Here is a 22,099-nt window from a genome sequence, read left to right as displayed (position 1 = left end):
AATAAATGGTTTTAAAAATTAAAATTTTTGATAATAAAAGAAAAAGGACAAAAAGCAAAGTGCAAATAAAATGCCAAATAGTAGTTTTGTTAAAACCTTTTGCAGGTTGGAATGGTTGAATTTTAATTTCTTTCATATCTTTTATTTGTTTGTTTTGTAAAAATTCTTTAATTTGTGGCATTGGAGTGATATTTTGTTCTTGTAATTTTTGAGACAATTCTTTAATTAAAGGTTCATTTAATTTCACTAAAGCTTTGGCATCAGAAAAACATTTTTTTAAAATATCTCTTTGTAAATCTTCTTTATCTTTAACTGATATCGAATTATAACCAAAAAAAACGTGTTAGTTCTTGGGATTTGTGGAAAGCCTCAACAAAATCAGAACAAACTTTATCAATAGTTGTTTCGCAAATCACTTCTTCAGCAGATTTTCCTGCTAAAAGAACGGTAATTTCTTGGATTAAAGTTTCTTTTAATAAAATATTAGGGGTCTGTTCTTTAGCAAATAAAGTCAATATTTTATCAGAAGAGCGTGGAATTAAAGAAACCGAACTTAAAAAATGAGTGTTTTTGACTTTGCTGATAATTATTTTAGCAGCTGCATGAGTAGCAACAATTTCTTTTTCTTTGTGATTATATGTTTTGGAAGAATTTGTTATCCCTAATAAAACGTTTTCTTTAGCTTGAATAATTGTTTCAGAAGAAATTTTTTGCAATTCTTGTTATTTGTTTTTTTTCTGCTTGAAGCATTGAAGCCTCATTTAAAATGGCTTTGAGTTGAGCACCACTTAATCCTTGGGTTTCTTGGGCTAATTGTTCTAAATTAATATCCTCATCAGCTATTTGTTTGCCTTTAGCACATAATTTTAAAATAGCTTTTCTTGCTTTAAGGTCAGGGAGCAAAACATTAACTACATAATCAAAACGTCCTGGACGAAGCAAGGCAGAATCTAGAGATTCTACTCTGTTAGTAGCAGCTATCAAAATGACATTATTTTCATTATCTTTGGATTTAATCCCATCCATTTGATTTAATAATTCTGTAGTTATTTCTTTTTCTTTTTGGCTAAAATCGTTTCTAGCAATACCAAAAGAATCAATTTCATCAATAAAAATAATGCTTGTTTTATGGGTTTTTGTTTTTTCAAACAAATCTCTTACTTTTTTAGCACCATCACCATGAATTCTTTGCAAAAAATCAGTACCACTAAAAGCATAAAAGGATGAGTCTGATTCACCTGCAAGAGCTTTTACAAGTAAGGTTTTTCCTGTTCCTGGAGGTCCATACAACAAAATTCCTTTAGGAATTTTGGCTCCTGCTTCATGATATTTTTTAGGTTCTTTTAAAAAATCAATAAAACGTTGGAGAAGTTGTTTTTCTTATTCCATCCCTGCCACATCATTAAATTTAGTTTCACTTGAGATTGGCTCAAAATCCGTTTTGTTTTATTGTTTGGAAGATCTTTTTATTCTTTTTTTGGGAGTTTGTTTGGCAATTGTTTCTTGTGATTGTGGTTGTTCGGATTCTTTTTCTGGATTATTTTTTTTGGGTATTGCCCCTTTTACCATTAAATTTGCAAAAAGAAAATAATTCCAAAAAGATATTATAAAAAGGATCAGGCAACATCGCAAAAAGTTCTTTTTTAAAATTATAATCATTGGAGCCATACCCATTCTTCGAGAAATTAAAATTAATTATGAATTCATTATTTTAAATGTGAACATATAAATGTAATAATATAAAGAAGTTTCAAAAAAGTGCAAACTCATTAAAATAAATAAAATTATTGTATGTTAATAATTTAATTATCTAGGTAAAACTTCATCAATTTCCAAACGATTAAATAAAATATGATAATTATCTAATTTTTGACTTGAAAGAAGCCCGAAAGTATCTAAACTTTCAAAAGTAATATCGGAGGCTTTGAGTTGAGTTAAAATTTTATGAGCAGTTTGAGGTAAAAAAGGTTGCAATAAAACTCCTAAAAACCTTAAAGTTTCTACCAAAGAATATAGTGTGTGGTCTAATAGTTGTTGTTTTTCAGGATTTTTAAATAAATTCCAAGGTTCTACCAAATCAATGTATTTATTAGCAAAACGAGCCAAATTCATAATTTCTTTCAAGGCATCTCCTACTTTACAATCTTGCATTTTGAGAAGAACCAAAGGAAGAGTTGCTAAAGCTTGTTTGGATAAATCAAATTTGGGATCTAAATTAGTTGTAATTAAAGTTTTGGATAAATTATTTTGGCGATAACTTTTTACCATCCCAAAAACTCTATGAACTAAATTTCCCAAAACATTAGCTAGGTCACTATTGTGCCTTTCTACTAACAATTCATAAGTGATATTACCATCTTGAGCATAAGGAATTTCTGATAGAACAAAATAACGAATGGAATCCACCGGAAAATATTTTAACAAATCATCAACGTACAAAACGTTACCTTTAGATTTAGACATTTTATTTTTATCAAACAAAATCCATGGATGGGTTAAAAACTGTTTGGGTAGTGAAATTTCAAGTGCCATCAATAAAATAGGCCAGTAGATAAGGTGAAACCTTAAAATATCTTTACCAATAACATGCATATCACAGGGCCAATATCGATTAAACTGACTATTTTTGGATGTAGGATTGTAGTCTAGTCCGGTTAGATAATTGCTTAGAGCATCAATCCAAACATAAATAACGTGTTTGGGGTCAAAAGGAACGGGAATGCCCCACTTGAAAGAAGTTCTAGAAACAGACAAATCTGCTAATGGTTCTTTTAATAAATTTAACAGCTCTTTTCTTTGGGCATCAGGTTTAATTAAGGAGGGATTGTTTTCTAAATATTGCAATAACTGGGCTTGATATTTGGAAAGCTTAAAAAAATAAGTTTCTTCGCTGATTAAAATAGGAGTTTCACCATTAAAAGTTTTTCCATCAATTAAATCTTTGGCAGCCACATAAGATTCTTCAGCAACTGAATAAAGCCCTTGATATTTTCCTAAATAAATATCTCCTTGTTGCCATAACTTGTAAAAGATGGCTTGAACTGTTTGTTTGTGGTGGGGATTGGTAGTTTTTGCAAATTTATCGTAACTTACTTGCATTAAATCATAAATTCTTTTAATTTCCAAAGATATTTGGTCTACGTATTCTTGGGGATTTTTGCCTTGTTGCAAAGCTTTGGCAGCAATTTTTTGTCCGTGTTCATCGGTTCCTGTTTGAAACAAAACATCAAATCCTTCTAGGCGTTTGAAACGAGCAATGGCATCAGCTAAAATAGATTCGTAAACGTTTCCAATGTGCGGAATGCCAGAAGCATAGGCAATTGCTGTGGAAAGAAAAAATTTAGGTTTTTGGTTGGGGGTTGTTTTCATAAAAACTCCTTAAATAAATGGTGACAAAAATATTTTTTAATTGTGGGTTGTTGGGAAAAATCTGCATGTGGTTTGGGAAATCAAATCAAGATTGGGGGTTTTTGATTTTGTATTGGTGATAAATTTCTTTTTTGTTAATGTTTCTTTCTTGAGCAACTTTGCTAAAAGCCTCTTTTTCGTTAAAGCCTAATTTAAGGTAAAAAAGAACGTGATCGTTTATGCTTAGAGCAAGCAAATGTTCGTTGGGGTTGGGGTTGCCTGCAACAACAATGACATATTCGCCCTTATTAATTAAATCAAATTCTAAAATAGAGTCAAGATTGCCATTGATAATGGTTTCGAATTTTTTAGTCAATTCGCGCGCTAAAGAAATTTTTCTATTACCATATAATTTATGTATTAAAAGTAAAGTCTTTTTAATTCTATGAGGAGATTCGTAAATAACAAGACTTTCTGAGGCGTTTTTATATTGGAGTAAATATTTTTCCAAAGCTTGAGACAAACGGGGTAAAAAAGCCAAAAAGATAAAAGGTGAGGGGATGGCAGAAGTCATAAAAGCAGTTAAAAAAGCAGATACTCCTGGAATCGCTACCACATTAAAACCATGTTTTTGCACTTCACAAACCAAAGAAAACCCAGGATCACTAATAAGAGGAGTGCCTGCATCACTAATTAAGGCAATATTTTTTCCTTGTGATAAAAGTTCTAAAATTTGAGGTAGCCTTCTTGTTTGATTGTGTTCATAATAAGAAAGTAAAGGTGTTTGGATTTGATAAGTGTGTAAAAGTTTTTTGGCTCTTCTAGTATCTTCTGCTAAAATTAAAAAAACTTCTTTTAAAGTGGCAAGTGCTCTTAAGGTGATGTCTTCTAAATTGCCTATTGGAGTTGCTACCAAATATAAAGTAGGTTTGGCGTTGAAAAAACTTTGTTGTTGAAATAACATATTTTTTACCTTATTTGTTGGGTTTGGGTGTGTGCAAAATTTTATATTGCTTTAAATAGTGGGGTGCAAATTTTTAAAGATTTAAAATGAAAGTCTTTGGGCTTCTAATTGAATTAACAAAGCCATGAAAAGATTTTCTTGATTAGATAATATATTTTGTTTTTTGTAAATTTGGTGAATAATTTTTAAAATATTAAAAGTGGTTGGAAGGGGTAGGGTTTGATAGTATTTTTGATATTCTGGATTTGTTAAAATTTGTGTTTTGGAAAAATAAATGGGTGTTTTGGAGTTAGGTGTTTTTTCATATAAAATATCAGAAAAAAAACGTAATAACACTGATAAAAAATCATTTAAAAAATGAGGACAAGAGATAAGTTTTGCAAGCAGAGGAGAGGCAAAAACTGCTAATTTTAATGAAATTGTTTTTGGGAATTGAATAAGAAAATCCAAAAAAAATTGTTTAAAATTTTGATAATAATCGCTGGCAATAAATAAATCCATTTGATCGGAATTTTTATTTATTAAATTACTTAAGGAAAAATCAAAAGCATCTATTTGGGATTTGGTTTTAGAGTCTAAATTTTGTGATTTTGCATCCACAGTATCAGAGATATTAATAATTTGACAACGAGAAACTATGGTTGGTAAAACTTGTTCTAAATTATTTGTTAATAAAAAACCTATAGTATTGTTGTTGGAAGGATTTTCAAAAAAATGCAATAAACTGTTGGAAGTTTGGGTAGTTATTTTTTCTATTTCTTCAATTACATAAATTCTTTGGGTTCCGAATAAAGAAGTTTGCAAAAAGTTTTTTTGAAATTGCAAAATTTGTTCTTTGGTAAAAAGATGGTTTTGTTTGGTTAAATAATAAAAATTGGGGTATTGCGAATTAAGTAAGGTATCTTTTTTCAAAAGATGAGGGTCATGAGGTTTGAAAATAAGATAGGCAAGTCCCAAAACAAATAATTTTTGTTGGGAAAGAGTGGAGCCAACAACTAAATAAAGATGGGCGAGTTTATTATTTTGGATAATTTGGTTAAATTTGGCTAACAAAGATTGGGTTTTGTTCATAATTCTATTTGAAAGACTTCTTTGAGTTTTTGTTCAATGATGTTATAAATGTTTTCCAAGGGCTTGCTTGCATCAATTAAAAAAATTCTTTTTTGTTGGTCTTTTTGACAAAGGTCAAGGTAGCCTTTGCGTACTTTTTTATGAAAAGACAGTTTTTGCAAATCAAACGAATTAATTTCTTTAGATCTAAATTGTTTGACTCTTTGAATGCCTATTTTAGGGTCTAAATCTAGATAAAAAGTAATGTTGGGCATGTAATTTAGAGCAAAATTATTAATATTTAAAACAAAATCTTGACTTAAACCGCGAGCATAAACTTGATAAGCTATAGTCGAATCTAAATAACGATCACAAATAACTATTTTGTTTTGTTGTAAAGCAGGAATAATTAATTTGCTTAAATGTTCTGCTCTATCTGCTGCAAATAACAAAGCCTCAGTGTAGAAATCTATTTGTTTGTTAGAAGAATGCAACAAAATATTTCTAATTACTTCATTAAATAAACCGCCACCAGGTTCTTTGGTTAAAAAACACGAATATTTTTTACTTAATTTTTCAAATAAATAACGTGAATGGGTGGTTTTTCCGGTGCCTTCACAACCTTCAAAAGAAATAAACATTTATTATAAATTCTCCTTTTTGTGTATTTTTATTTATTGTCACAAAATCAATAAAAAATTTTTTTTAAAACTAAGGCTTTAGCAGGAGCCAAAAGGGTGGCTTTTTTAGTTGTGTTGCCTAATAACATCGCTTGAAATTGTTCCAAAGAAAGTTTATTTTTACCAATTTCAATTAAACTTCCTACCAAAAAACGAATCATATATTTTAAAAAACCGTTTCCATGAAAAACTAAAATATATTTGTGTGAAGTTTCTTTGAGAAAGGCTTGAAAAATGGTTTTAAAAAAATTTTTAGGTTGGGTCTCACTAGTAAAAGCAAAAAAATTATGGGTGCCTTCAATAAATTTTAGGGCTTTGGTGATTTTATCAAAATCAAGTTTGTCAGCAAAAATTTGAAAATGATGGTTAAAAGCGTTGAGAGGTTTTTTGGAAAAAACATATTGATAAATTTTTGATTTCGCTGAATAACGAGCATGAAAATTAGGAGTGGCAAAGTTCATTTGTCTAACTCTAATATCAGGAGGCAAAAAATAATTAAGAGTTTTTTGGAAATGTGTGGGTTTTAGAAAAAAAGTGGTTTGGAAATGGAGGGTTTGCCCTTGGGAATGGACTCCTTTATCGGTTCTACTAGCTGCAAAATTAGGGATGTTTTGATGGGTCATTTTTTTTAAAGCTTTTTCAAAAGTTTGTTGAACGGTTATTTTTTGAGGTTGTTTTTGATATCCATAATAACAAGTGCCATCATAGCTTAAAATTAATTTATAAAAAAAGTGTTGCAAAAATGCCTCCTTGTGTAACTACAAAATATTTATTAAGAATTTAAAATGGGAAATAAGGAGTGAAGAAAAAAGGGGTTAATATTAAAAAAAACCTCCTTAATCCTTAAGATAAGAAGGTTTTGATAATTTAAGTTTTTTGAGCAAGAACCTAAAAATGCTCGGTTAATTGTTATTAAACAAAAGCAATAATTGCCATTGGAGCACCATCACCACGACGAGGAACAGTTTTAATAACTCTAGTATATCCACCTGGACGATCAAGATATTTAGATGAGATATCTTTAAATAGTTTTTGCAAAACTGTAGTGTCATCGTTGATTTTTTCATCAAAAAGATGTCTTTTGGCTTGGCGTCTAGTATGCAAAGTATTTTTTTTAGATAAAGTAACCATTTTATCAGCTAATTTTTGTAATTCTTTAGCTTTGGATTCAGTTATCATAATTTTTTCTTGCACAATTAAATCAGTCATTAAAGTTCTTAACAAAGCTCTTCTTTGAGATTTATTGCGTCCTAATTTGCTAAAAGGCATAAAATTTATCTGTCCTTTCTATTTTCTAATGTGTTTTTTAGTTTTAATGTTTGTCTTTGTCTTCTTCAACGCTGTGATGCAAAACTTCTTTAAGATAATCATTGAATTCTAAACCGTATTCTAAAAATTTATCTTTTAATTCTTGGAAAGATTTTCGTCCTAAGCTTTTAAGTTTGACAACTTCTTTTTCACTTAATTTTACTAAAGCAGCAACTGTGTCAATCCCTGCTCTTTTAAGACTGTTAAAAAGCCTTACAGATAAATCTAGTTGTTCAATTTCTAAATCTAGTACGTAATTGTGAGCTTCTTTTTTAGATTCAGAAACAAATTCTACATGAGCAGGTTTTTGGCTTAATTCTACTAAAACATTAAAATGATCTACTAAAATGCTAGCTGCAGTTGCTAAAGCTTCTTTAGCTAAAAGAGCGCCGTTAGTGGTAATTTCAATAGTTAATTCGTCTTTGTTGCCTAATTTTTTTTCTACTTGATAAGAAACATTGACAACAGGAGTAAATAAAGAATCAATTGCAATAACGCCTACTTGATTTTCGCCGTGAACTTTGTTGTCTTTGGCGCCAACATAACCAATGCCTTTTTTAAGGGTAACTGTCATATGAAAGCAAACATCATCAGAAAGAGTGGTAATGTAATGATCGGGGTTGATGATTTTAACTCCTGCAGGCAGTTCGAAAGAAGAAGCGGTTAGGCGTTGTGGTCCTTTGGCAATTAGTTCTAGTTTTTCTTCAAAATCATCTGATTCGTCGTCTACGGCAAAAACAATTTTTTTTAAATTTAAAATAATTGTCATGACATCTTCATAAACGCCAGGAATAGTGGTAAATTCTTGTTCTACTCCTTGAATTTTAACATTTACAATAGCAGTACCAGGCAAAGAAGATAACAAAACTCTTCTTAGAGCGTTTCCTACAGTAATGCCGTATCCTCTTTCTAAAGGTTTAATGATGAATTTCCCAGAAATGGGATTTTCATCAATTTCTTCAACAAAAAAAGGTTTAATAAATTTAATATTTTTCATAATTACTCCTTGAAATGTCGAACAAGATTATTATCCTCTAGGAGGTTTTGGCGGTCGACAACCATTATGTGGTACTGCAGTAACATCTTTAATAGCAGTAATTTCTAATCCTGTTGCTTGCAAAGAACGGATAGCTGCTTCTCTTCCGGGACCTGGTCCTGTAATGAAAGTTTCTACTTTAACCATTCCGTGTTCCATCGCTGCTTTGGCAACTGCTTCAGCGGCTAATTGTGCTGCAAAGGGAGTTGATTTACGACTTCCTTTAAAACCCAAAGCACCTGCACTACTCCAAGTAACAGCATTACCGTTAAGATCAGTGATAGTAACGATAGTGTTGTTAAAAGTGGTATGAATATGTGCAATTCCTAAAGGAACATTTTTTTTAACTTTGCGTTTGGTAGTTTTTTTTCTTGCCAATGCCTTTCTCCTTTATTATTTTTATTATTTAGTTAATTTTATTATTTTTTCTTACCAGCAATTGCTTTAGGTTTACCTTTAACAGTGTGAGCATTGTTTCTGGTTTTTTGTCCTCTTACAGGCAATCCTTTACGGTGGCGTAGCCCTCTGTAAGCTCCAATTTCCATTAAACGTTTAATATTTAAAGTAACTTCACGTCTTAGGTCGCCTTCTACGTTGTATTTAGTAATTTCACTACGTAAAGCTGATAATTGCTGTTCGGTTAAATTTTTAACTCTAATATTTTGGTCAATGTTTAACTCGTTTAAAATTTTATGAGATAATTTATTGCCTAAACCATAAATATAAGTTAGTGCAATTACTACTCTTTTGTCGCTTGGAATATCTATTCCTGCAATTCGCGCCATAAATATCTCCTTTTATCCTTGTCTTTGATTGTGTCTACGATTTTTTTTATTGATAACATAAATGCGTCCTTTACGACGAACAATGATATCATCTTCACTGCGTTTTTTAACTGAAGCTCTAACTTTCATAATCTTTTCTCCTTACTTAAAACGATAAGTGATTCGTGCTCGTGTAGGGTCGTATGGTGATAATTCAATTCTTACTTTATCACCAGGTAAAATGCGTATGTTGTTGATACGTATTTTACCAGAAACATAAGCGATAATCGTTTTTTTATTTGGAAGCTCTACTTTAAATTTATCATTTGATAATAATTCAACAACTTTAGCTTCGATTTCAATTTTGGATTCAGTTTCGTTTAAATTGTTTTTTGACATTCAAAGTGATTCCTTTAATTTTGATTTCTGGGTTTGGGGGTGGTTGTGATGTAATTTGGTAAAATGAAAAACATATTATGCAAGTATTTCGTATCCTGTAGGAGTTACTAAAACTGTGTGTTCAAAATGAGCACTTAGACTTTTGTCTGTGGTAACTACAGTCCAATTATCTTGCAAAATAGCAATTTCGGGATTTCCTAAAGTAAGCATTGGTTCTACACAAAAAGTCATTCCTGGTTGTAGGATTGCGCCTTCGTGGGGTTTGCCAAAATTAGGAATATAGGGTTCTTCGTGCAAAGATGTACCAATACCATGTCCGGTAAATTCTTCTACGATGCCTAAATTATTGTTTTTGGCAAAAAGTTCAATGGCATGAGAAATGTCAGAAAAATGATTTTGGGGTTTAATTTGCAAAAGACCTTGAAATAAGGCTTTTTGAGTAAGTGCAAGCAAGTTTTGAGTAGTTTGGCAAACAGTTCCTACAGCATAAGAATAAGCACAATCAACATAATAACCTTGATAGTTAATTCCTAAATCTAAGGTAATGATATCACCTTGTTTAAGGATGGTTTTTTTGGAAGGAATGCCGTGAACTACCACTTCATTAACTGAGGCACAAATATGTTTGGGAAATCCGTTGTAACCTTTAAAAGCAGAAATAACACTTTTTTTTTGATAAAAATTCTTAGCTAATAAATCTAGATCAAAAGTTGACATTCCTGGAATAACAAAGGAAGCAAGCAATCTGTGGGCTTCGTTAATGATTTTTCCTGCTTGTTTCATGATAGCAATTTCATGAGGAGTTTTGATGGAAATCATTTGCGGTCTGTTTCTAAAACTTCTAAAATCATTTTAGTAACTTGGTCGATGTTTTGCATACCATCTACTTCAAAAAGTTGATTTTGTTCGCGATAATATTGCACTAATGGCAATGTTTCTTGATTAAACACTTTGAGGCGTTTAAGGAAGGTTTCTGGTTTGTCATCTTCTCTTTGAATTAAGGTTTTTTGGTCTTTGTCACAAATACCTGGAGTTTTGGGAGGAATGTTTTCGATGTGATAAACCTTACCACATTCGGGACAAATTCTGCGTCCTACAATTCTTTTCATTAAATCTTGGGTGCCAGCGTTAAAATAGATGACTTTAGTTAAAAATAAATGAGAGTTTTTGAAAAAATCATCCAAAAAACGAGCTTGCAAAACATTGCGGGGAAAACCGTCTAATAAAAAATCTTTAGTAGCGATGTCCTTAGACAAGTAATCAGCTATCATTTGGTTAGTAATGTCGTCAGGAACTAAAAGTCCTTGAGCAATAAATTTTTTACTTAAAATGCCTAATTCAGTATTTTCTTTAAAATTTTTACGAAAAATATCGCCTGTTGCAATGTGGTTAATTTTTAAAATATCTGATAAAACAGAAGCTTGAGTCCCTTTACCAATTCCGGGCGGTCCTAATAATATTAGTATCATATTGTCTTGTTTGCTTAATTAAAATAATTTTTGATATTCTTTTTTGTTGGCAGTAGCTTTGATGCGTTGGATAGTTTCAAGGGCTACACTAACAATAATAAGCAAACTGGTTCCTCCTAATTTCATATCTTTCAAACCTAAAAAATGTTCCATAAGAATAGGTGTTACAACAAGAGCAGCAATAAAAACAGTTCCTAAAACAGTGATTTTAAATAAGGTATTAGCTAAATAACGAGTAGTTTGTTCACCTGGTCTTAAACCTGCAATATAGGCATCTTGTTTGGATAAATGTTCTGAAATATCTTCAGGATTGACATTCATAAAAGCAGAAAAGAAAGAAAAAACAATTACTAACAAGACTAAAAAGCCTATGGCAAAAAAGTTAATTTGGTTTTCAGGAAAGTTAGTTTTGGCAAAAAAATCTACTAATTCTGTAAATTTTGTATTCCCAATAACTCCTGCTAACATCTGGAAAGGTTGCAATAAAGCAGATGCCAAAATAACTGGCATAACTCCTGCACTATTAATTTTTAATGGAATGTAGCTTTTCCCTTGCACTTGATTGCGCGCATAATTGATAGGTATTTTTAAAGATGTTATTTGCACAACTACAGTAAAAATTAAAAATAAGAGAAGTAAAAGAACAATACATGCAAAATTAAAAGTTTTCAAAGTTAAAAAATTGTTTTGAGATAAATATGATTCGTTCAGATTTACAAATAGATTAATTAGGCTGTGGCTCATCGAAACAACAATTAAAATAGAAGTCCCGTTTCCAATACCTTTGGAATTGATAAGGTCAGCAAACCAAATTAAAATAGCAACTCCTGCAGTAGCAATTAAAGCTAACAAAAACAGTTGGCTTGTACTTATTGATGTGACAAAAAGTTTTGAATAACTGTTCAAAAAAGCAAAAGATTGCCCAAAAGCAAACAATAAGGCAAGACTACGTGTTAAAAGATTAAGTTTGCGTTTGCCCATTTGTCCTTGGTCTTTCCATTCGCGACAAATAGGAAGAAGTTTTTGCAAAAATTGCACTACAATGGAAGCAGTGATGTAAGGAGTGATTCCCAATCCAAAAAGAGTACCAGCATTTATGGAAAAAACCCCAAAAAGTTTGGACAAATCAAGGGATTTAGTATTAATAAAAGGAAGAGGCCAAGAAGTTCCTAAACAAACAATAGAAATAATAAATAAGGTAAAAAAGATTTGAAACATTAATTTACGATTGCCTAAAACTAATTTTAATTGACGTTTCATCTTTAAATTACCTCTATATTTCCACCAACTGCTAAAATGGCTGCTTGAGCTTGTTTGGAGAATTTTGAAGCTTTTACGACTAATTTTTTAGTGAGAGTTCCTTGCGCCAAAACTTTAATACCACATAATTGGTCTTTAATTATTTTTTTTTCTAACAATAATTGAGGAGTAACAACGGTATCTTGAGGAAAGTTTTCTAGAGTTTTAAGGTTAAGAAGGGCGTATCTTTTTTGGGCAAAGTTGTGAAATCCTCTTTTAGGAATTCTTTGAAAAAAAGGGATTTGTCCGCCTTCAAAGCCGGGACGCAAAGTTTTTCCTGAACGTGCTAATTGTCCTTTGTGTCCTTTACCAGAAGTTTTACCAGTGCCACTACCAGGTCCACGTCCTAAACGTTTAGTGGATTTACGAGCATTAGTCACCGGTTTTAGTGTGTGTAACATTATTTTTGCTCCTTTGTATCAGAAACTTTTTCAACTACAACAAGATGACTGATGGTTTTAATCATTCCATGGATGGCTGGAGTGTCATCTTTAATAACTTGATTGTTAATTTTTTTCAAACCTAGACAGTGAGCGGTTTTAATTTGATTAACACGACAAGCAATAAGGCTTTTGGTAAGAGTAATTTTTAATTTCATTGTTCTTTTTTCGCTAAAGTGATGCCTCTTAATTTAGCTACTTCTTCTTTAGTGCGTAAACTTTGTAATCCATCCATTACTGCTCTTATTACGTTAATAGAGGTGCGTGAACCAAAAGTTTTAGTAAGAACATCATTAATGCCTACTAATTCTAAAATAGTTCTAGCAGCTTTTCCTCCAGCAACAATTCCAGTTCCTTTGGAAGCTGGTTTTAAAAAAAACTTAGACGCTCCAAAACGTCCAATAGTGTCATGAGGAATAGTAGTTCCTGTAATAGGAATGCGAACTAATTGTTTTTTGGCTTTTTCTAAAGCTTTTTTAATAGCTTCTACAATTTCTTTAGCTTTAGCGGTGGCGAAACCAATTTGCCCTTTTTTATCGCCAACAACTACCAAAGCAGAAAAACGAAAACGAGCACCGCCTTTAACTACTTTAGTAATACGATTAATTTTAACAACTTTTTCTTCTAAAAGAGGGGCTTTTTTGTTAAATTCTTTCTTTATTGCTTTCATTTTGCTTTTCTCCTTTAAAACTGTAAGCCTGATTTACGACAAGCATCAGCTAAGGCTTTGATTTTGCCGTGATACAAATACCCTGATCTATCAAAAACAACATTTTTAATGCCTTGGGCTAAGGCTTTTTTAGCGATAAGAGCGCCTACTGCTTCAGCGGCTTTGATGTTGGATCCCAAAACATTGGATTCTTTGCTATTAGCGCTGCATAGAGTTGTTTGTTGGGTGTCATCAATTATTTGCACATAAAGAAATTTATTAGATCTAAAAACATTTAAACGTGGTCTTTGTGATGTGCCTGAAACAATTTTTCTAAGGCGAAGATGACGTTTTTTACGAAGCACGTTAGAGGATTGTTTTGTTATCATAACTTATTTTTAGTCCTTTCTTGTTTTTTTAGCGCTTTTCCCAGCTTTTTGTCTAACGTATTGTCCTACGTAGCGGATTCCTTTACCTTTGTAAGGTTCTGGTTTACGTAGTTTTACGTTTTTGGCAGCAAATTCGCCGACAAGTTGTTTGTCAATTCCTTTGATAACAATTTCTGTGTTTTGGTTAACTACCACTTCTAGATTATCAGGAATGGCAACGCTTACAGGATGAGAAAAACCCAAAGATAAAATTAGTTGTTTATCTTTAATTTGAGCACGATAAGCTAACCCTACAATTTTTAAGGTTTTTTGAAAGCCTTTGCTTACGCCTTCTACCATATTGGAAAGTAAGGCTCTAGTGGTGCCGTGAATTTTTTTCATAAAAATTTCATCATTAGGGCGTTTTACTGTGATGACTTTGTTTTCATTAGTGATTGTTAATCTGTGATTGAATTGATATTCTAATTTGCCTTTAGGGCCTTCAACTGAGATAAAATTTCTATCTTTGATATCAACTTTAACCGCATTAGGGACTTCAATTGCTTTGTTTCCTACGCGTGACATAATTTTCTCCTTTATCTCCTTTAACTACTTTTGATTTGGCAATTAATTACCAAATATAAGCTAAAACTTCGCCACCAACTTGAGAAAGGCGAGCTTGAGCATCTGTTAGAATTCCTTTAGAAGTAGAAACCAAAGCAACTCCTAAACCGTTGAGCACTTTAGGAATTTGTTCTGCTGATGCATAAACTCTAAGTCCTGGTTTGGAAACTCTTTTTAAGCCTTTAATAACTCTTTCTTTGTTGGGAGCATATTTCAAACTAATAATTATTTCGCGAGATGACTGAGGTAGATAAAAATCTTTAATAAAACCTTCTTTTTTTAAAACTGCTAAAATTTCTAATTTTAACTTAGAAGCAGGTACTAACACTTTTAAATGTGACATTTGATTGGCATTACGAATGCGTGTCAGCATATCTGCAATAGGGTCTGTCATAACCATGTTTGAGCCTCCTTTTTACCTTTACCAACTAGTTTTTCTGACTCCAGGTAATTTACCTTGATGAGCTAACTGCCTAAAATTAATGCGGGAAATGCCGAATTTACGAATGTATCCGCGTGGTCTTCCATCAATAGAATCTCTGTTTTTTAAACGTACAGGTGATGCTTTGGCAGGAATTTGAGACAACCCAGCATAGTCAGCTTTTTTTTTAAGTTCTAAGCGTAGTTTGGCATATTTTAAAACTAGCTCTCTTTGTTTTTGATCTTTTACGATTTTGGATTTTTTAGCCATAAGTAATAGTTCCTTTAATTTTTAAACGGCATACCATAAAGCTCTAAAAGCTTTTTGGCTTGAGTGTTATTTTTGGCAGTAGTTACAATGATGATATCCATGCCACGAATTTTTTTAACTTTGTCGATATTAATTTCTGGAAAAACGATTTGTTCTTTTAATCCTAGAGCGTAATTGCCTCTGCCGTCAAAAGATTTACCAGAAATGCCTCTAAAATCTCTTACGCGGGGGAAAACTAAACGAGTTAGTTTGCATAAAAACGCCTCTTTGCGGGCTCCTCTTAAAGTCACTTTAGCTCCAATTGGCATGCCTTCACGTAATTTGAAATTAGAAATAGCTTTTTTGGCTTTAGTGATAACAGGGCTTTGTCCGCTTAATAATTTTAATTCTTCTACTACATCATCCAAAACTTTAACATTAAAAATAGCATCGCCTACGCCCATATTGATGACAACTTTTTCTACTTTTGGGACTTGCATAACGGATTTATAATTAAAAGTTTCCATTAAGGTGGCAGTGATTTTGGAATAGTCTAGAGTATTTTCTTTTTTCATTGACATTGATGCAAAGCCTCCTTAATTTTTTTCGTCTAATGTTTGATTTGATTTTTTAGCATAACGAACTTTTTTACCTGATTGTATGCGAATTCCTACTTTAGTGGGAGTTTGTGTTTGGGGGCAAACTAAAGCTACATTAGAAACATGAATGGGAGCTTCTTGTTTAACGATGGTGCCCTTTTCTTCGTTTTGGGAAGGGGGTTGGTGTTTGATTTTGATGTTGACACCTTCAACAATAATTTTTTGAGTTTTGGCAAAAACTTTTAATACTTTGCCTGTTTTAGTCATTTTTTTACCTGATTCGTCTGTTACAAAACGATCTTTGCCAGCTAAAATAGCTACTGTTTCTCCTACTTTAATACGCATTGAGTTGTCTCCTTACAAAACTAATTGGGCTAAAGAAACTATTTTGGAAAATTTCTTATCACTCAATTCTCTAACTACTGGACCAAAAATACGGGTGCCAATAATATTTAAATCTTCTTTTAAAAGTACTACAGCATTGTCGTCAAATTTAATGTAAGAGCCATTTTTACGTCTTAGACCTTTTTTGGTGCGTACAATGACAGCTTTTAGAACGTCATGTTTTTTAACTGTACCAGAACCTGATTTAACAGTTACTAATACAATATCTCCGATATTTACATGACTACGACGAGTGCCTCCTAAAATACCAATAACTAAAACTTCTTTAGCACCGCTGTTGTCAACTACAACTAAACGACTTTCTCGTTGAATCATATCAAAATCTCCTTACTTTGCGCTCTTTGCATGGGAAAGAATTTTGAATAATCGAAATCTTTTAGTTTTAGAAAGAGGTCTTGTTTCCATAAAATTAACTAAATCGCCTGGTTTGGCTTCTTGATTTTCATCATGGACGTGGAATTTTTTCGATTGTTTCACTCTTTTGCCATATAAAGGGTCTTTTTTGTAAATATCAACAATAACAGTAATGGTTTTATCCATTTTATCTGAAACTACTTTACCTACGAAAGTTTTTCTAAAATTGCGTTGCATTATTGTTGCTCCTCCTTGATAGTTTCTACAGTGTCATCTAAATCAGGGGTAGTTGGTTGTGGGGTTGGGCTTTGATTTGATAAAACAGGTTTGGCAGTGGAAGTGACAAAAGTTGGAGTAGTGGCTGTTTGTTGATTGCTTTTTTGGGTTAGGATTGTTTTGATGCGAGCAATGGTTTTTTTAAGCTTTTTGATTTTGGCAGTGTTAGTGAGTTTGCCTAAAGCTAATTGAAAACGCAAATCAAACAGTTCTTGTTTTAACTTGTCTACTTTGTTTTCTAATTCTTCTGGATTTAATTTTAAAATTTCTTGAGTTTTCATACTTCAGCACCTTTTTTAACGATTTTAGTTTTAATCGGTAGTTTGTGAGACGCAAGTCTTAAAGCTTCCATTTCTACTTTGGAAGAATTAGTGGTGTCTTTAACTTCGAACAAAACTTTACCTGTTTTTACCACAGCTACCCTTTCTTCAGGAGAACCTTTACCAGAACCCATTCTTACTTCTAAAGGTTTTTTAGTTAAGGATAGATGTGGGAAAATGTTGATCCACACTTTTCCTGTTCTTTTCATGTAACGTGTCATTGCAATACGAGCGGCTTCAATTTGTTTGTTAGTGATAAAAGCACCTTCTTTGGCAACCAAAGCGTGGTTTCCGTTGGCAATAACGTTTTTACCTTTTGATTTTCCTTCAAAACTAACGCGGTGAGGACGACGATATTTAGTTCTTTTTGGCATTAACATGATTATTGTTGCCTCCTTTGAAATTGCGAGGGCGTCTGTTAGGAGTGTTAGAAGATTGGGAAGCAAACGGTTTTCTAGTGTCTAGAATGGTTTGTCCTGGTAAAACTTCACCGTGGAAAATCCATACTTTAATTCCTAAAACTCCATAAGTAGTGTGAGCTTCAACAGCAGCGTAATCGATGTCTGCTCTTAGAGTGTGTAGAGGAACTCTGCCTTCGGCATGTCCTTCGCTACGAGCTATTTCAGCACCACCCAAACGACCAGAAATTAAAGTTTTTACTCCTTTGGCACCAGCTTTTAGGGCTTTTTGGATTGCCATTTTTTGAACACGGCGGAAAAACATACGATTTTCTAGTTGTTCAGCCATATTTTGAGCAATTAATAAAGCGATTTTATCAGAGTTTTTAACTTCTAACACGTTAAGATTAACGTCTTTTTGGGTAAGTTCTTTGAGTTTGGCAACTAATTTGTTGCGTGTATCGCCATCTTTTCCAATAATAACGCCTGGTTTAGCGGTGTGGACAGAAATAGTGATACGGTTTTTATTTTTTTCTTTTAGGCGTTCAATGTCAATTTGACTGATAGCACTTTTTTTAGTAAAATTATTGATTAGTTTACGAATTAAAAAATCTTCTTTAATTAAATTAGGAATTTCTTTATCATTAACACACCATTGAGATTCCCAAGTTCTAATAATGCCTAATCTTAAGCCGTTAGGATTAGTTTTTTGACCCACTTTGTTCTTCCTCCTTTGATGTTTGCAAGTTTGTGCTAGAAGTTATTACTAAAGTAATGTGGCTGGTTCTTTTTTTAATCATATCACCAGAACCTTTAGCTCTTGGAAACATACGTTTTAAACGCAAACCTTCGTTGACAAAAACTTCTTTAACATAAAGTTGTTCGCGGTTTAATTTTAAATTATTAACAGCATTGGAAACAGCACTGTTTAAAAGTTTTAAAATAACGGGAGCAGCTACTTTAGGGGTAAAAGTTAAAATGGCTTGAGCTTGTGCAATATTTTTTCCTCGAATTAAATCAACAACTAAACGTGCTTTTCGAGGGGCGATTGAAACTTTTCTAGCAATCGCTTTGGCGTTTTTGGTTTCCATAGTTATTCCTTCCCATTATTTTATTTTTTTTGGATTTTTTTGTCTTTTTTGTTGTGTCCGCGGTAAGTACGTGTAGGGGAAAATTCACCTAACTTATGTCCTACCATGTTTTCTGTAATGTAGACTGGAATGTGTTCGCGTCCGTTATAAACAGCGATTTTGTGTCCTACAAAAATAGGTGTGATTGTAGAACTGCGTGACCAAGTTTGGATCACTTTTTTGTTTTTTAAGTTTTTTTGTTTTTCTATTTTTGCTAATAGATGGCTAGCAACAATAGGTCCTTTTTTAACTGAACGTGGCATATTAACAACTCCTTATTTTGTACGACGTCTAATAATTAAAGCATTAGATGCTTTTTTACGGTCACGAGTTTTGACCCCACGAGCTTTTTTGCCCCAAGGTGTCATTGGTGATTTGCGTCCAATAGGAGCTCTACCTTCACCACCGCCATGAGGGTGATCGTTCGGGTTCATCGCAGAACCTCTTACTGTTGGTCTTATTCCTAAGAAACGTTTTTTGCCTGCTTTACCGTAATTAATTAGTTTATAAGATTCGTTGCCGATCTCTCCAATAGTAGCACGACAAGTTCCAAGAACTTTGCGAACTTCGCCTGATTGAAGACGTAATAGCACGTATTTGTCTTCTCTACTAATAATTTGACAAAAAGAACCAGCACTACGAGCAATTTGTCCGCCTTTACCTGGTTTTAATTCGATGTTATGAACAGTGGTTCCTACTGGAATATTCATTAAAGAAAGGCAATTGGCAACTTTAATATCTGCTTCTTTACCAGAGACAATTTGCATCCCTACTGTAAGTCCTTTAGGAGCAAGAATGTATCTTTTTTCGCCGTCTAAATAGTGAATTAAAGCGATGTTAGCACTGCGGTTTGGATCGTATTCAATGGTAGCTACTTTGCCAACAATGTTATCTTTGTTTCTTTTAAAATCAATTAAACGGTATTTTCTTTTAACGCCGCCGCCACGATGTCTTACTGTAATTTTACCTTGGTTGTTGCGTCCGGCTTGGTCTTTATGAGATACCAATAATCTTTTTTCAGGAGTTTGAGTGGTGATTTCTGAAAAAGCAGAAACACTCATATTACGACATCCATTTGTAGTAGGCTTATATTTTTTAATTGCCATAATTTATACCTGCCTTGTATTTTTTTAATCGTTAATCGTTGTTTTGGTTGGGTTTGAGTTTATTCGTTAGCAAGGATTTCGATTTTTTGTCCCGGAGCTACTTTACAAATAGCTTTTTTATAACCCGAAGTATAGCCTTCGAATTTACCTTTTCTTTTGAATTGTGGTAAAACGTTGCGAGTGTTAACTGATAAAACTTTTACTTGAAAAATGCTTTCTAAAGCTTTTTTAATTTCTACTTTATTAGCTGTTTTGGCAACTTTAAAAGTGTATTTATTTTGTCTTTCGATCAATTTATTAGTTAATTCAGTAATGATTGGTGCTTTAACTAAATCATAGTATTTATTCATTATTTTAAAACCTCTTCAAAATAGTTAACAGCAGCAGCAGTTAGGACTAATTGTTTGCAATTAAGGATTTGATAAACACTTGCATGAGAAGCTGGAGCTAAAGTAATATAAGATAGATTGCGAGAAGCCAAAGCTAATTGTTCTGTCATTTGAGTAACTACAATTAAGGATTTGGAAGTGATGTTTAATTTTTGTAACATTTGTTGGAAATCTTTAGTTTTATGAGTTGCTAAATTAATGTTGTCTACAACTACTAATTGATTATTTTTAGCTTGGAGTGATAAAGCTGATTTTAGAGCCAGACTACGTACTTTTTGGTTTACTTTAACAGAATAATCTCTTGGGGACGGTCCAAAAGTAACTCCACCACCACGCCATAAAGGAGAACGAATAGAGCCATGACGAGCACGACCAGTTCCTTTTTGTCTCCATGGTTTTTTACCTCCACCAGCAACTAAAGCGCGAGTTTTGGTAGCATGTGTGCCTTGACGCATTGCAGCTCTTTGAGCATTTACAACGTCGTATAAAACTTGTTGATTAGGTTTAATGTCAAAAACAGTAGTTGCTAAAACCTTTTCAGAAACGAAGTCGCCTTGTTGATTAAGAATATTAATTTTTGGCATGCGTTTGCTCCTTTGTCAATTTTTTTACAGCAGATTTGATAATTACAAAACCTTTATTAGGTCCTGGGACATTGCCTTTTATTAAGAATAAGTTTTTTTCAGTATCAACCGAAAGAATAGCTAAATTTTGGATAGTAACAGTTTCGTGTCCCATGTGTCCTGGTAGTTTTTTACCTTTTAATTTACCTTTAATAGGGCCCATTGAACCTGGACGACGGTGATAACGAGACCCGTGACTTTCAGGACCTCTGCTTTGATTGTGTCTCTTAATAGAACCAGCAAAACCTTTACCTTTGGAAGTTCCTGTTACATCAACTAAATCACCTACTTGAAATAAATCGTTTGTGATTAGGGCGCCTACTGCTAAATTAGCTAGGTTTGAATTGACATCCGAACTAAAATTAATTTCTTTAATGAAGCGCTTAGGGGCAGTAGTTGCTTTTTTAAAATTTCCTAACATAGGTTTAGAAGTGTTTTTTTCTCTTTTGTCGCAAAAACCTATTTGAGTAGCTTGATAGCCGTCTTGGTCAACGTTTTTTTGTTGTAAAACAACGTTAGGTGCAACATCTACTATTGTTACTGGAACTAATTCTCCTTGTTCGTTAAAAACTTGAGTCATTCCTATTTTTTTACCTAAGATTCCTTGAGCCATGTCCTTCCTCTTTCTTTTTTTAATTTTGGTTTAAAGTTTGTAAAAAGTTTTTTTAAAGTGATTTTCAAAAGTTGATTGAAATTGTAATTGCAATTGTGATTGTGATTCAACCAAATGAAATGATTTAAATGAAATGGTTATAAAAAAGTAAATATTTATTCATATTAAAATGAATAGTGCCTAAATTTTGCTTTTGCTATTGGTTTTTTTTAACAAAATATCAATTGCAGGTGGCAAACTAATGTGCATTAAAGATTCAATTGTTTTTTTATTAGGATTGATAATTTGAATTAAACGTTTGTGAGTGCGTCGTTCAAATTGTTCTCTTGAATCTTTGTTAACGAAAGGGGAACGCAAAACAGTAAATAATTCTTTTCTGGTAGGAAGAGGTATTGGACCTTCAATATTTGCTCCTGTTTTAGTGACAATATCAATAATTTTTTTAGCTGCTTGATCAATTAAATGATGGTCGTAGGCTCTTAGAATTATTTTGATAATTTCTTTTTCTTTTTTGTTCACTTATATTCTCCTTTTTTAGAAATGTTTGAAAATATTGCCTATTAGATAAATATTTTGCTTAAATAATTTTTTTCTTAGACAACTGACATTGGTGTTTTGTTTTTTGGATTAAAAGAAAAAATATTTAAAACAAGCCTTTTTATTATACCTTAAAAAAGATTTTATTGCAAGTCATTTTAATTACAAAAGTTAAAAAATTAATTAATAATGTTTTTTAAAATAAAAAAAGCTGTTTCAAATAAGTAAAATGGTGAAAAGATTTATTTATTTTGGATTTTTTTTGTTAAAAAATACAATAA

At 32.3% G+C, this 22,099-nt stretch carries 39 protein-coding genes; all 39 read right to left on the bottom strand.

Annotation, left to right across the window (positions count from 1 at the left end; genetic code table 11):
* On the bottom strand, positions 1 to 247 hold a 247-nt coding region (locus OL66_RS02260; protein WP_034172291.1), incomplete at its 3' end, for a hypothetical protein.
* 76 nt (positions 248 to 323) lie between these two features.
* Entirely contained in the window at positions 324 to 716 is a 393-nt protein-coding gene (locus tag OL66_RS03625) for a hypothetical protein (protein WP_052177945.1), read from the bottom strand.
* Entirely contained in the window at positions 697 to 1,290 is a 594-nt protein-coding gene (locus OL66_RS03620) for an ATP-binding protein (protein WP_052177944.1), read from the bottom strand. Before OL66_RS03620 ends, OL66_RS03625 begins: the two co-directional genes overlap by 20 nt.
* A 156-nt stretch (positions 1,291 to 1,446) precedes the next feature.
* Complete coding sequence (locus OL66_RS04480; protein ID WP_274518120.1) at positions 1,447 to 1,569, bottom strand: hypothetical protein; 123 nt, start codon at positions 1,567 to 1,569, stop codon at positions 1,447 to 1,449.
* Between the two features lie 237 nt (positions 1,570 to 1,806).
* Positions 1,807 to 3,369, bottom strand: a complete 1,563-nt coding sequence (metG, locus tag OL66_RS02250) for a methionine--tRNA ligase (protein WP_034172290.1) — start codon at positions 3,367 to 3,369, stop codon at positions 1,807 to 1,809.
* Positions 3,370 to 3,454: 85 nt separating this feature from the next.
* Positions 3,455 to 4,312 (bottom strand): 16S rRNA (cytidine(1402)-2'-O)-methyltransferase, encoded by an 858-nt coding sequence (rsmI, locus tag OL66_RS02245; protein WP_034172289.1) that lies wholly within the window; start codon positions 4,310 to 4,312, stop codon positions 3,455 to 3,457.
* An 81-nt stretch (positions 4,313 to 4,393) separates the two neighbouring features.
* A complete protein-coding gene (locus OL66_RS02240) occupies positions 4,394 to 5,383 on the bottom strand; it encodes a DNA polymerase III subunit delta' (protein WP_034172288.1) in 990 nt (329 codons plus the stop codon).
* The gene (gene tmk, locus OL66_RS02235) at positions 5,380 to 6,003 is read right to left on the bottom strand and encodes a dTMP kinase (RefSeq protein ID WP_034172287.1); all 624 of its coding nucleotides are present in this window, start codon (positions 6,001 to 6,003) and stop codon (positions 5,380 to 5,382) included. Before tmk ends, OL66_RS02240 begins: the two co-directional genes overlap by 4 nt.
* A 47-nt stretch (positions 6,004 to 6,050) precedes the next feature.
* Positions 6,051 to 6,782, bottom strand: coding sequence for a tRNA pseudouridine(38-40) synthase TruA (truA, locus tag OL66_RS02230; RefSeq protein WP_034172286.1), 732 nt, complete (start codon positions 6,780 to 6,782; stop codon positions 6,051 to 6,053).
* Between the two features lie 172 nt (positions 6,783 to 6,954).
* Positions 6,955 to 7,311: a 50S ribosomal protein L17 gene (gene rplQ, locus OL66_RS02225; RefSeq protein ID WP_034172285.1), complete on the bottom strand. Its 357-nt coding sequence runs from the start codon at positions 7,309 to 7,311 to the stop codon at positions 6,955 to 6,957.
* 43 nt (positions 7,312 to 7,354) lie between these two features.
* On the bottom strand, positions 7,355 to 8,347 hold the full coding sequence (locus OL66_RS02220) for a DNA-directed RNA polymerase subunit alpha (protein WP_034172284.1): 993 nt from the start codon (positions 8,345 to 8,347) through the stop codon (positions 7,355 to 7,357).
* Between the two features lie 30 nt (positions 8,348 to 8,377).
* Positions 8,378 to 8,764 (bottom strand): 30S ribosomal protein S11, encoded by a 387-nt coding sequence (gene rpsK / locus OL66_RS02215; RefSeq protein ID WP_034172283.1) that lies wholly within the window; start codon positions 8,762 to 8,764, stop codon positions 8,378 to 8,380.
* 41 nt (positions 8,765 to 8,805) lie between these two features.
* On the bottom strand, positions 8,806 to 9,171 hold the full coding sequence (gene rpsM / locus OL66_RS02210; protein ID WP_011160600.1) for a 30S ribosomal protein S13: 366 nt from the start codon (positions 9,169 to 9,171) through the stop codon (positions 8,806 to 8,808).
* 12 nt (positions 9,172 to 9,183) lie between these two features.
* A complete protein-coding gene (gene rpmJ / locus OL66_RS02205; RefSeq protein ID WP_011160599.1) occupies positions 9,184 to 9,300 on the bottom strand; it encodes a 50S ribosomal protein L36 in 117 nt (38 codons plus the stop codon).
* Between the two features lie 12 nt (positions 9,301 to 9,312).
* Positions 9,313 to 9,549 (bottom strand): translation initiation factor IF-1, encoded by a 237-nt coding sequence (gene infA, locus OL66_RS02200; protein WP_011160598.1) that lies wholly within the window; start codon positions 9,547 to 9,549, stop codon positions 9,313 to 9,315.
* A gap of 75 nt (positions 9,550 to 9,624) precedes the next feature.
* Positions 9,625 to 10,368 (bottom strand): type I methionyl aminopeptidase, encoded by a 744-nt coding sequence (map, locus tag OL66_RS02195; protein ID WP_034172282.1) that lies wholly within the window; start codon positions 10,366 to 10,368, stop codon positions 9,625 to 9,627.
* Positions 10,365 to 11,018 carry an adenylate kinase gene (locus tag OL66_RS02190; protein WP_034172281.1) on the bottom strand — a complete coding sequence of 218 codons (654 nt, stop codon included), beginning with the start codon at positions 11,016 to 11,018 and terminating at the stop codon, positions 10,365 to 10,367. Before OL66_RS02190 ends, map begins: the two co-directional genes overlap by 4 nt.
* A gap of 18 nt (positions 11,019 to 11,036) precedes the next feature.
* The gene (gene secY, locus OL66_RS02185; RefSeq protein WP_034172280.1) at positions 11,037 to 12,278 is read right to left on the bottom strand and encodes a preprotein translocase subunit SecY; all 1,242 of its coding nucleotides are present in this window, start codon (positions 12,276 to 12,278) and stop codon (positions 11,037 to 11,039) included.
* 2 nt (positions 12,279 to 12,280) lie between these two features.
* On the bottom strand, positions 12,281 to 12,718 hold the full coding sequence (gene rplO / locus OL66_RS02180; protein ID WP_041624699.1) for a 50S ribosomal protein L15: 438 nt from the start codon (positions 12,716 to 12,718) through the stop codon (positions 12,281 to 12,283).
* A complete protein-coding gene (rpmD, locus tag OL66_RS02175) occupies positions 12,718 to 12,915 on the bottom strand; it encodes a 50S ribosomal protein L30 (protein ID WP_011160593.1) in 198 nt (65 codons plus the stop codon). Before rpmD ends, rplO begins: the two co-directional genes overlap by 1 nt.
* Positions 12,912 to 13,427 carry a 30S ribosomal protein S5 gene (gene rpsE, locus OL66_RS02170; protein WP_011160592.1) on the bottom strand — a complete coding sequence of 172 codons (516 nt, stop codon included), beginning with the start codon at positions 13,425 to 13,427 and terminating at the stop codon, positions 12,912 to 12,914. Before rpsE ends, rpmD begins: the two co-directional genes overlap by 4 nt.
* 14 nt (positions 13,428 to 13,441) lie before the next feature.
* Entirely contained in the window at positions 13,442 to 13,795 is a 354-nt protein-coding gene (gene rplR, locus OL66_RS02165) for a 50S ribosomal protein L18 (protein ID WP_011160591.1), read from the bottom strand.
* A 9-nt stretch (positions 13,796 to 13,804) separates the two neighbouring features.
* Positions 13,805 to 14,359, bottom strand: coding sequence for a 50S ribosomal protein L6 (gene rplF / locus OL66_RS02160; RefSeq protein WP_011160590.1), 555 nt, complete (start codon positions 14,357 to 14,359; stop codon positions 13,805 to 13,807).
* A gap of 46 nt (positions 14,360 to 14,405) precedes the next feature.
* Positions 14,406 to 14,798: a 30S ribosomal protein S8 gene (gene rpsH / locus OL66_RS02155; protein WP_011160589.1), complete on the bottom strand. Its 393-nt coding sequence runs from the start codon at positions 14,796 to 14,798 to the stop codon at positions 14,406 to 14,408.
* Positions 14,799 to 14,819: 21 nt separating this feature from the next.
* Complete coding sequence (gene rpsN / locus OL66_RS02150; RefSeq protein ID WP_011160588.1) at positions 14,820 to 15,089, bottom strand: 30S ribosomal protein S14; 270 nt, start codon at positions 15,087 to 15,089, stop codon at positions 14,820 to 14,822.
* A gap of 14 nt (positions 15,090 to 15,103) precedes the next feature.
* Entirely contained in the window at positions 15,104 to 15,643 is a 540-nt protein-coding gene (rplE, locus tag OL66_RS02145) for a 50S ribosomal protein L5 (protein ID WP_034172278.1), read from the bottom strand.
* Positions 15,644 to 15,664: 21 nt separating this feature from the next.
* Positions 15,665 to 16,012 (bottom strand): 50S ribosomal protein L24, encoded by a 348-nt coding sequence (rplX, locus tag OL66_RS02140; protein ID WP_034172277.1) that lies wholly within the window; start codon positions 16,010 to 16,012, stop codon positions 15,665 to 15,667.
* Between the two features lie 12 nt (positions 16,013 to 16,024).
* Complete coding sequence (gene rplN, locus OL66_RS02135; protein WP_011160585.1) at positions 16,025 to 16,387, bottom strand: 50S ribosomal protein L14; 363 nt, start codon at positions 16,385 to 16,387, stop codon at positions 16,025 to 16,027.
* A gap of 12 nt (positions 16,388 to 16,399) precedes the next feature.
* Complete coding sequence (rpsQ, locus tag OL66_RS02130) at positions 16,400 to 16,663, bottom strand: 30S ribosomal protein S17 (protein ID WP_011160584.1); 264 nt, start codon at positions 16,661 to 16,663, stop codon at positions 16,400 to 16,402.
* Positions 16,663 to 16,983 carry a 50S ribosomal protein L29 gene (rpmC, locus tag OL66_RS04550; protein ID WP_034172276.1) on the bottom strand — a complete coding sequence of 107 codons (321 nt, stop codon included), beginning with the start codon at positions 16,981 to 16,983 and terminating at the stop codon, positions 16,663 to 16,665. Before rpmC ends, rpsQ begins: the two co-directional genes overlap by 1 nt.
* Positions 16,980 to 17,402, bottom strand: a complete 423-nt coding sequence (rplP, locus tag OL66_RS02120) for a 50S ribosomal protein L16 (RefSeq protein ID WP_034172275.1) — start codon at positions 17,400 to 17,402, stop codon at positions 16,980 to 16,982. The genes rpmC and rplP overlap by 4 nt, the downstream gene beginning before the upstream one ends.
* On the bottom strand, positions 17,380 to 18,138 hold the full coding sequence (gene rpsC, locus OL66_RS02115) for a 30S ribosomal protein S3 (protein ID WP_011160581.1): 759 nt from the start codon (positions 18,136 to 18,138) through the stop codon (positions 17,380 to 17,382). The genes rplP and rpsC overlap by 23 nt, the downstream gene beginning before the upstream one ends.
* Complete coding sequence (rplV, locus tag OL66_RS02110) at positions 18,122 to 18,511, bottom strand: 50S ribosomal protein L22 (RefSeq protein ID WP_024563686.1); 390 nt, start codon at positions 18,509 to 18,511, stop codon at positions 18,122 to 18,124. The genes rpsC and rplV overlap by 17 nt, the downstream gene beginning before the upstream one ends.
* Before the next feature lie 20 nt (positions 18,512 to 18,531).
* Positions 18,532 to 18,813 carry a 30S ribosomal protein S19 gene (rpsS, locus tag OL66_RS02105; protein ID WP_011160579.1) on the bottom strand — a complete coding sequence of 94 codons (282 nt, stop codon included), beginning with the start codon at positions 18,811 to 18,813 and terminating at the stop codon, positions 18,532 to 18,534.
* Between the two features lie 12 nt (positions 18,814 to 18,825).
* A complete protein-coding gene (gene rplB, locus OL66_RS02100) occupies positions 18,826 to 19,656 on the bottom strand; it encodes a 50S ribosomal protein L2 (RefSeq protein WP_034172274.1) in 831 nt (276 codons plus the stop codon).
* A 59-nt stretch (positions 19,657 to 19,715) separates the two neighbouring features.
* A complete protein-coding gene (gene rplW / locus OL66_RS02095; protein ID WP_011160577.1) occupies positions 19,716 to 20,006 on the bottom strand; it encodes a 50S ribosomal protein L23 in 291 nt (96 codons plus the stop codon).
* Positions 20,006 to 20,629, bottom strand: a complete 624-nt coding sequence (rplD, locus tag OL66_RS02090) for a 50S ribosomal protein L4 (protein ID WP_034172273.1) — start codon at positions 20,627 to 20,629, stop codon at positions 20,006 to 20,008. The genes rplW and rplD overlap by 1 nt, the downstream gene beginning before the upstream one ends.
* Positions 20,616 to 21,281, bottom strand: a complete 666-nt coding sequence (gene rplC, locus OL66_RS02085) for a 50S ribosomal protein L3 (RefSeq protein WP_034172272.1) — start codon at positions 21,279 to 21,281, stop codon at positions 20,616 to 20,618. The genes rplD and rplC overlap by 14 nt, the downstream gene beginning before the upstream one ends.
* 180 nt (positions 21,282 to 21,461) lie before the next feature.
* Positions 21,462 to 21,800, bottom strand: a complete 339-nt coding sequence (gene rpsJ, locus OL66_RS02080) for a 30S ribosomal protein S10 (protein ID WP_034172271.1) — start codon at positions 21,798 to 21,800, stop codon at positions 21,462 to 21,464.
* Positions 21,801 to 22,099 lie beyond the last annotated feature (299 nt).

This window comes from Chrysanthemum yellows phytoplasma, from assembly GCF_000803325.1.
Classification (GTDB): Bacteria; Bacillota_I; Bacilli_A; order Acholeplasmatales; family Acholeplasmataceae; genus Phytoplasma; species Phytoplasma asteris.
This window is presented reverse-complemented; position numbering and strand designations above follow the sequence as displayed.

Coding starts and splice junctions, on each gene's coding strand:
- metG (WP_034172290.1), bottom strand. CDS start 3,369: ATGAAAACAACCCCCAACCAAAAACCTAAATTTTTTCTTTCCACAGCA.
- rplV (WP_024563686.1), bottom strand. CDS start 18,511: ATGGAAACCAAAAACGCCAAAGCGATTGCTAGAAAAGTTTCAATCGCC.
- rplN (WP_011160585.1), bottom strand. CDS start 16,387: ATGATTCAACGAGAAAGTCGTTTAGTTGTAGTTGACAACAGCGGTGCT.
- rplB (WP_034172274.1), bottom strand. CDS start 19,656: ATGGCAATTAAAAAATATAAGCCTACTACAAATGGATGTCGTAATATG.
- rpmC (WP_034172276.1), bottom strand. CDS start 16,983: ATGAAAACTCAAGAAATTTTAAAATTAAATCCAGAAGAATTAGAAAAC.
- infA (WP_011160598.1), bottom strand. CDS start 9,549: ATGTCAAAAAACAATTTAAACGAAACTGAATCCAAAATTGAAATCGAA.
- rpmJ (WP_011160599.1), bottom strand. CDS start 9,300: ATGAAAGTTAGAGCTTCAGTTAAAAAACGCAGTGAAGATGATATCATT.
- secY (WP_034172280.1), bottom strand. CDS start 12,278: ATGAAACGTCAATTAAAATTAGTTTTAGGCAATCGTAAATTAATGTTT.
- rpsM (WP_011160600.1), bottom strand. CDS start 9,171: ATGGCGCGAATTGCAGGAATAGATATTCCAAGCGACAAAAGAGTAGTA.
- map (WP_034172282.1), bottom strand. CDS start 10,368: ATGATTTCCATCAAAACTCCTCATGAAATTGCTATCATGAAACAAGCA.
- tmk (WP_034172287.1), bottom strand. CDS start 6,003: ATGTTTATTTCTTTTGAAGGTTGTGAAGGCACCGGAAAAACCACCCAT.
- rplW (WP_011160577.1), bottom strand. CDS start 20,006: ATGAATAAATACTATGATTTAGTTAAAGCACCAATCATTACTGAATTA.
- rplC (WP_034172272.1), bottom strand. CDS start 21,281: ATGGCTCAAGGAATCTTAGGTAAAAAAATAGGAATGACTCAAGTTTTT.
- rplX (WP_034172277.1), bottom strand. CDS start 16,012: ATGCGTATTAAAGTAGGAGAAACAGTAGCTATTTTAGCTGGCAAAGAT.
- OL66_RS02190 (WP_034172281.1), bottom strand. CDS start 11,018: ATGATACTAATATTATTAGGACCGCCCGGAATTGGTAAAGGGACTCAA.
- rpmD (WP_011160593.1), bottom strand. CDS start 12,915: ATGAAATTAAAAATTACTCTTACCAAAAGCCTTATTGCTTGTCGTGTT.
- rplD (WP_034172273.1), bottom strand. CDS start 20,629: ATGCCAAAAATTAATATTCTTAATCAACAAGGCGACTTCGTTTCTGAA.
- rpsQ (WP_011160584.1), bottom strand. CDS start 16,663: ATGCAACGCAATTTTAGAAAAACTTTCGTAGGTAAAGTAGTTTCAGAT.
- rpsH (WP_011160589.1), bottom strand. CDS start 14,798: ATGGTTATGACAGACCCTATTGCAGATATGCTGACACGCATTCGTAAT.
- rpsE (WP_011160592.1), bottom strand. CDS start 13,427: ATGAAAGCAATAAAGAAAGAATTTAACAAAAAAGCCCCTCTTTTAGAA.
- rplF (WP_011160590.1), bottom strand. CDS start 14,359: ATGTCACGCGTAGGAAACAAAGCAATTGAAGTCCCTAATGCGGTTAAA.
- rplQ (WP_034172285.1), bottom strand. CDS start 7,311: ATGCCTTTTAGCAAATTAGGACGCAATAAATCTCAAAGAAGAGCTTTG.
- rsmI (WP_034172289.1), bottom strand. CDS start 4,312: ATGTTATTTCAACAACAAAGTTTTTTCAACGCCAAACCTACTTTATAT.
- rpsN (WP_011160588.1), bottom strand. CDS start 15,089: ATGGCTAAAAAATCCAAAATCGTAAAAGATCAAAAACAAAGAGAGCTA.
- OL66_RS04480 (WP_274518120.1), bottom strand. CDS start 1,569: ATGGTAAAAGGGGCAATACCCAAAAAAAATAATCCAGAAAAAGAATCC.
- rplO (WP_041624699.1), bottom strand. CDS start 12,718: ATGTTACACACACTAAAACCGGTGACTAATGCTCGTAAATCCACTAAA.
- OL66_RS02220 (WP_034172284.1), bottom strand. CDS start 8,347: ATGAAAAATATTAAATTTATTAAACCTTTTTTTGTTGAAGAAATTGAT.
- rplP (WP_034172275.1), bottom strand. CDS start 17,402: ATGTTAATGCCAAAAAGAACTAAATATCGTCGTCCTCACCGCGTTAGT.
- rplE (WP_034172278.1), bottom strand. CDS start 15,643: ATGAAAAAAGAAAATACTCTAGACTATTCCAAAATCACTGCCACCTTA.
- OL66_RS02240 (WP_034172288.1), bottom strand. CDS start 5,383: ATGAACAAAACCCAATCTTTGTTAGCCAAATTTAACCAAATTATCCAA.
- rplR (WP_011160591.1), bottom strand. CDS start 13,795: ATGATAACAAAACAATCCTCTAACGTGCTTCGTAAAAAACGTCATCTT.
- rpsS (WP_011160579.1), bottom strand. CDS start 18,813: ATGCCACGTTCAGTTAAAAAAGGACCTATTGTTGCTAGCCATCTATTA.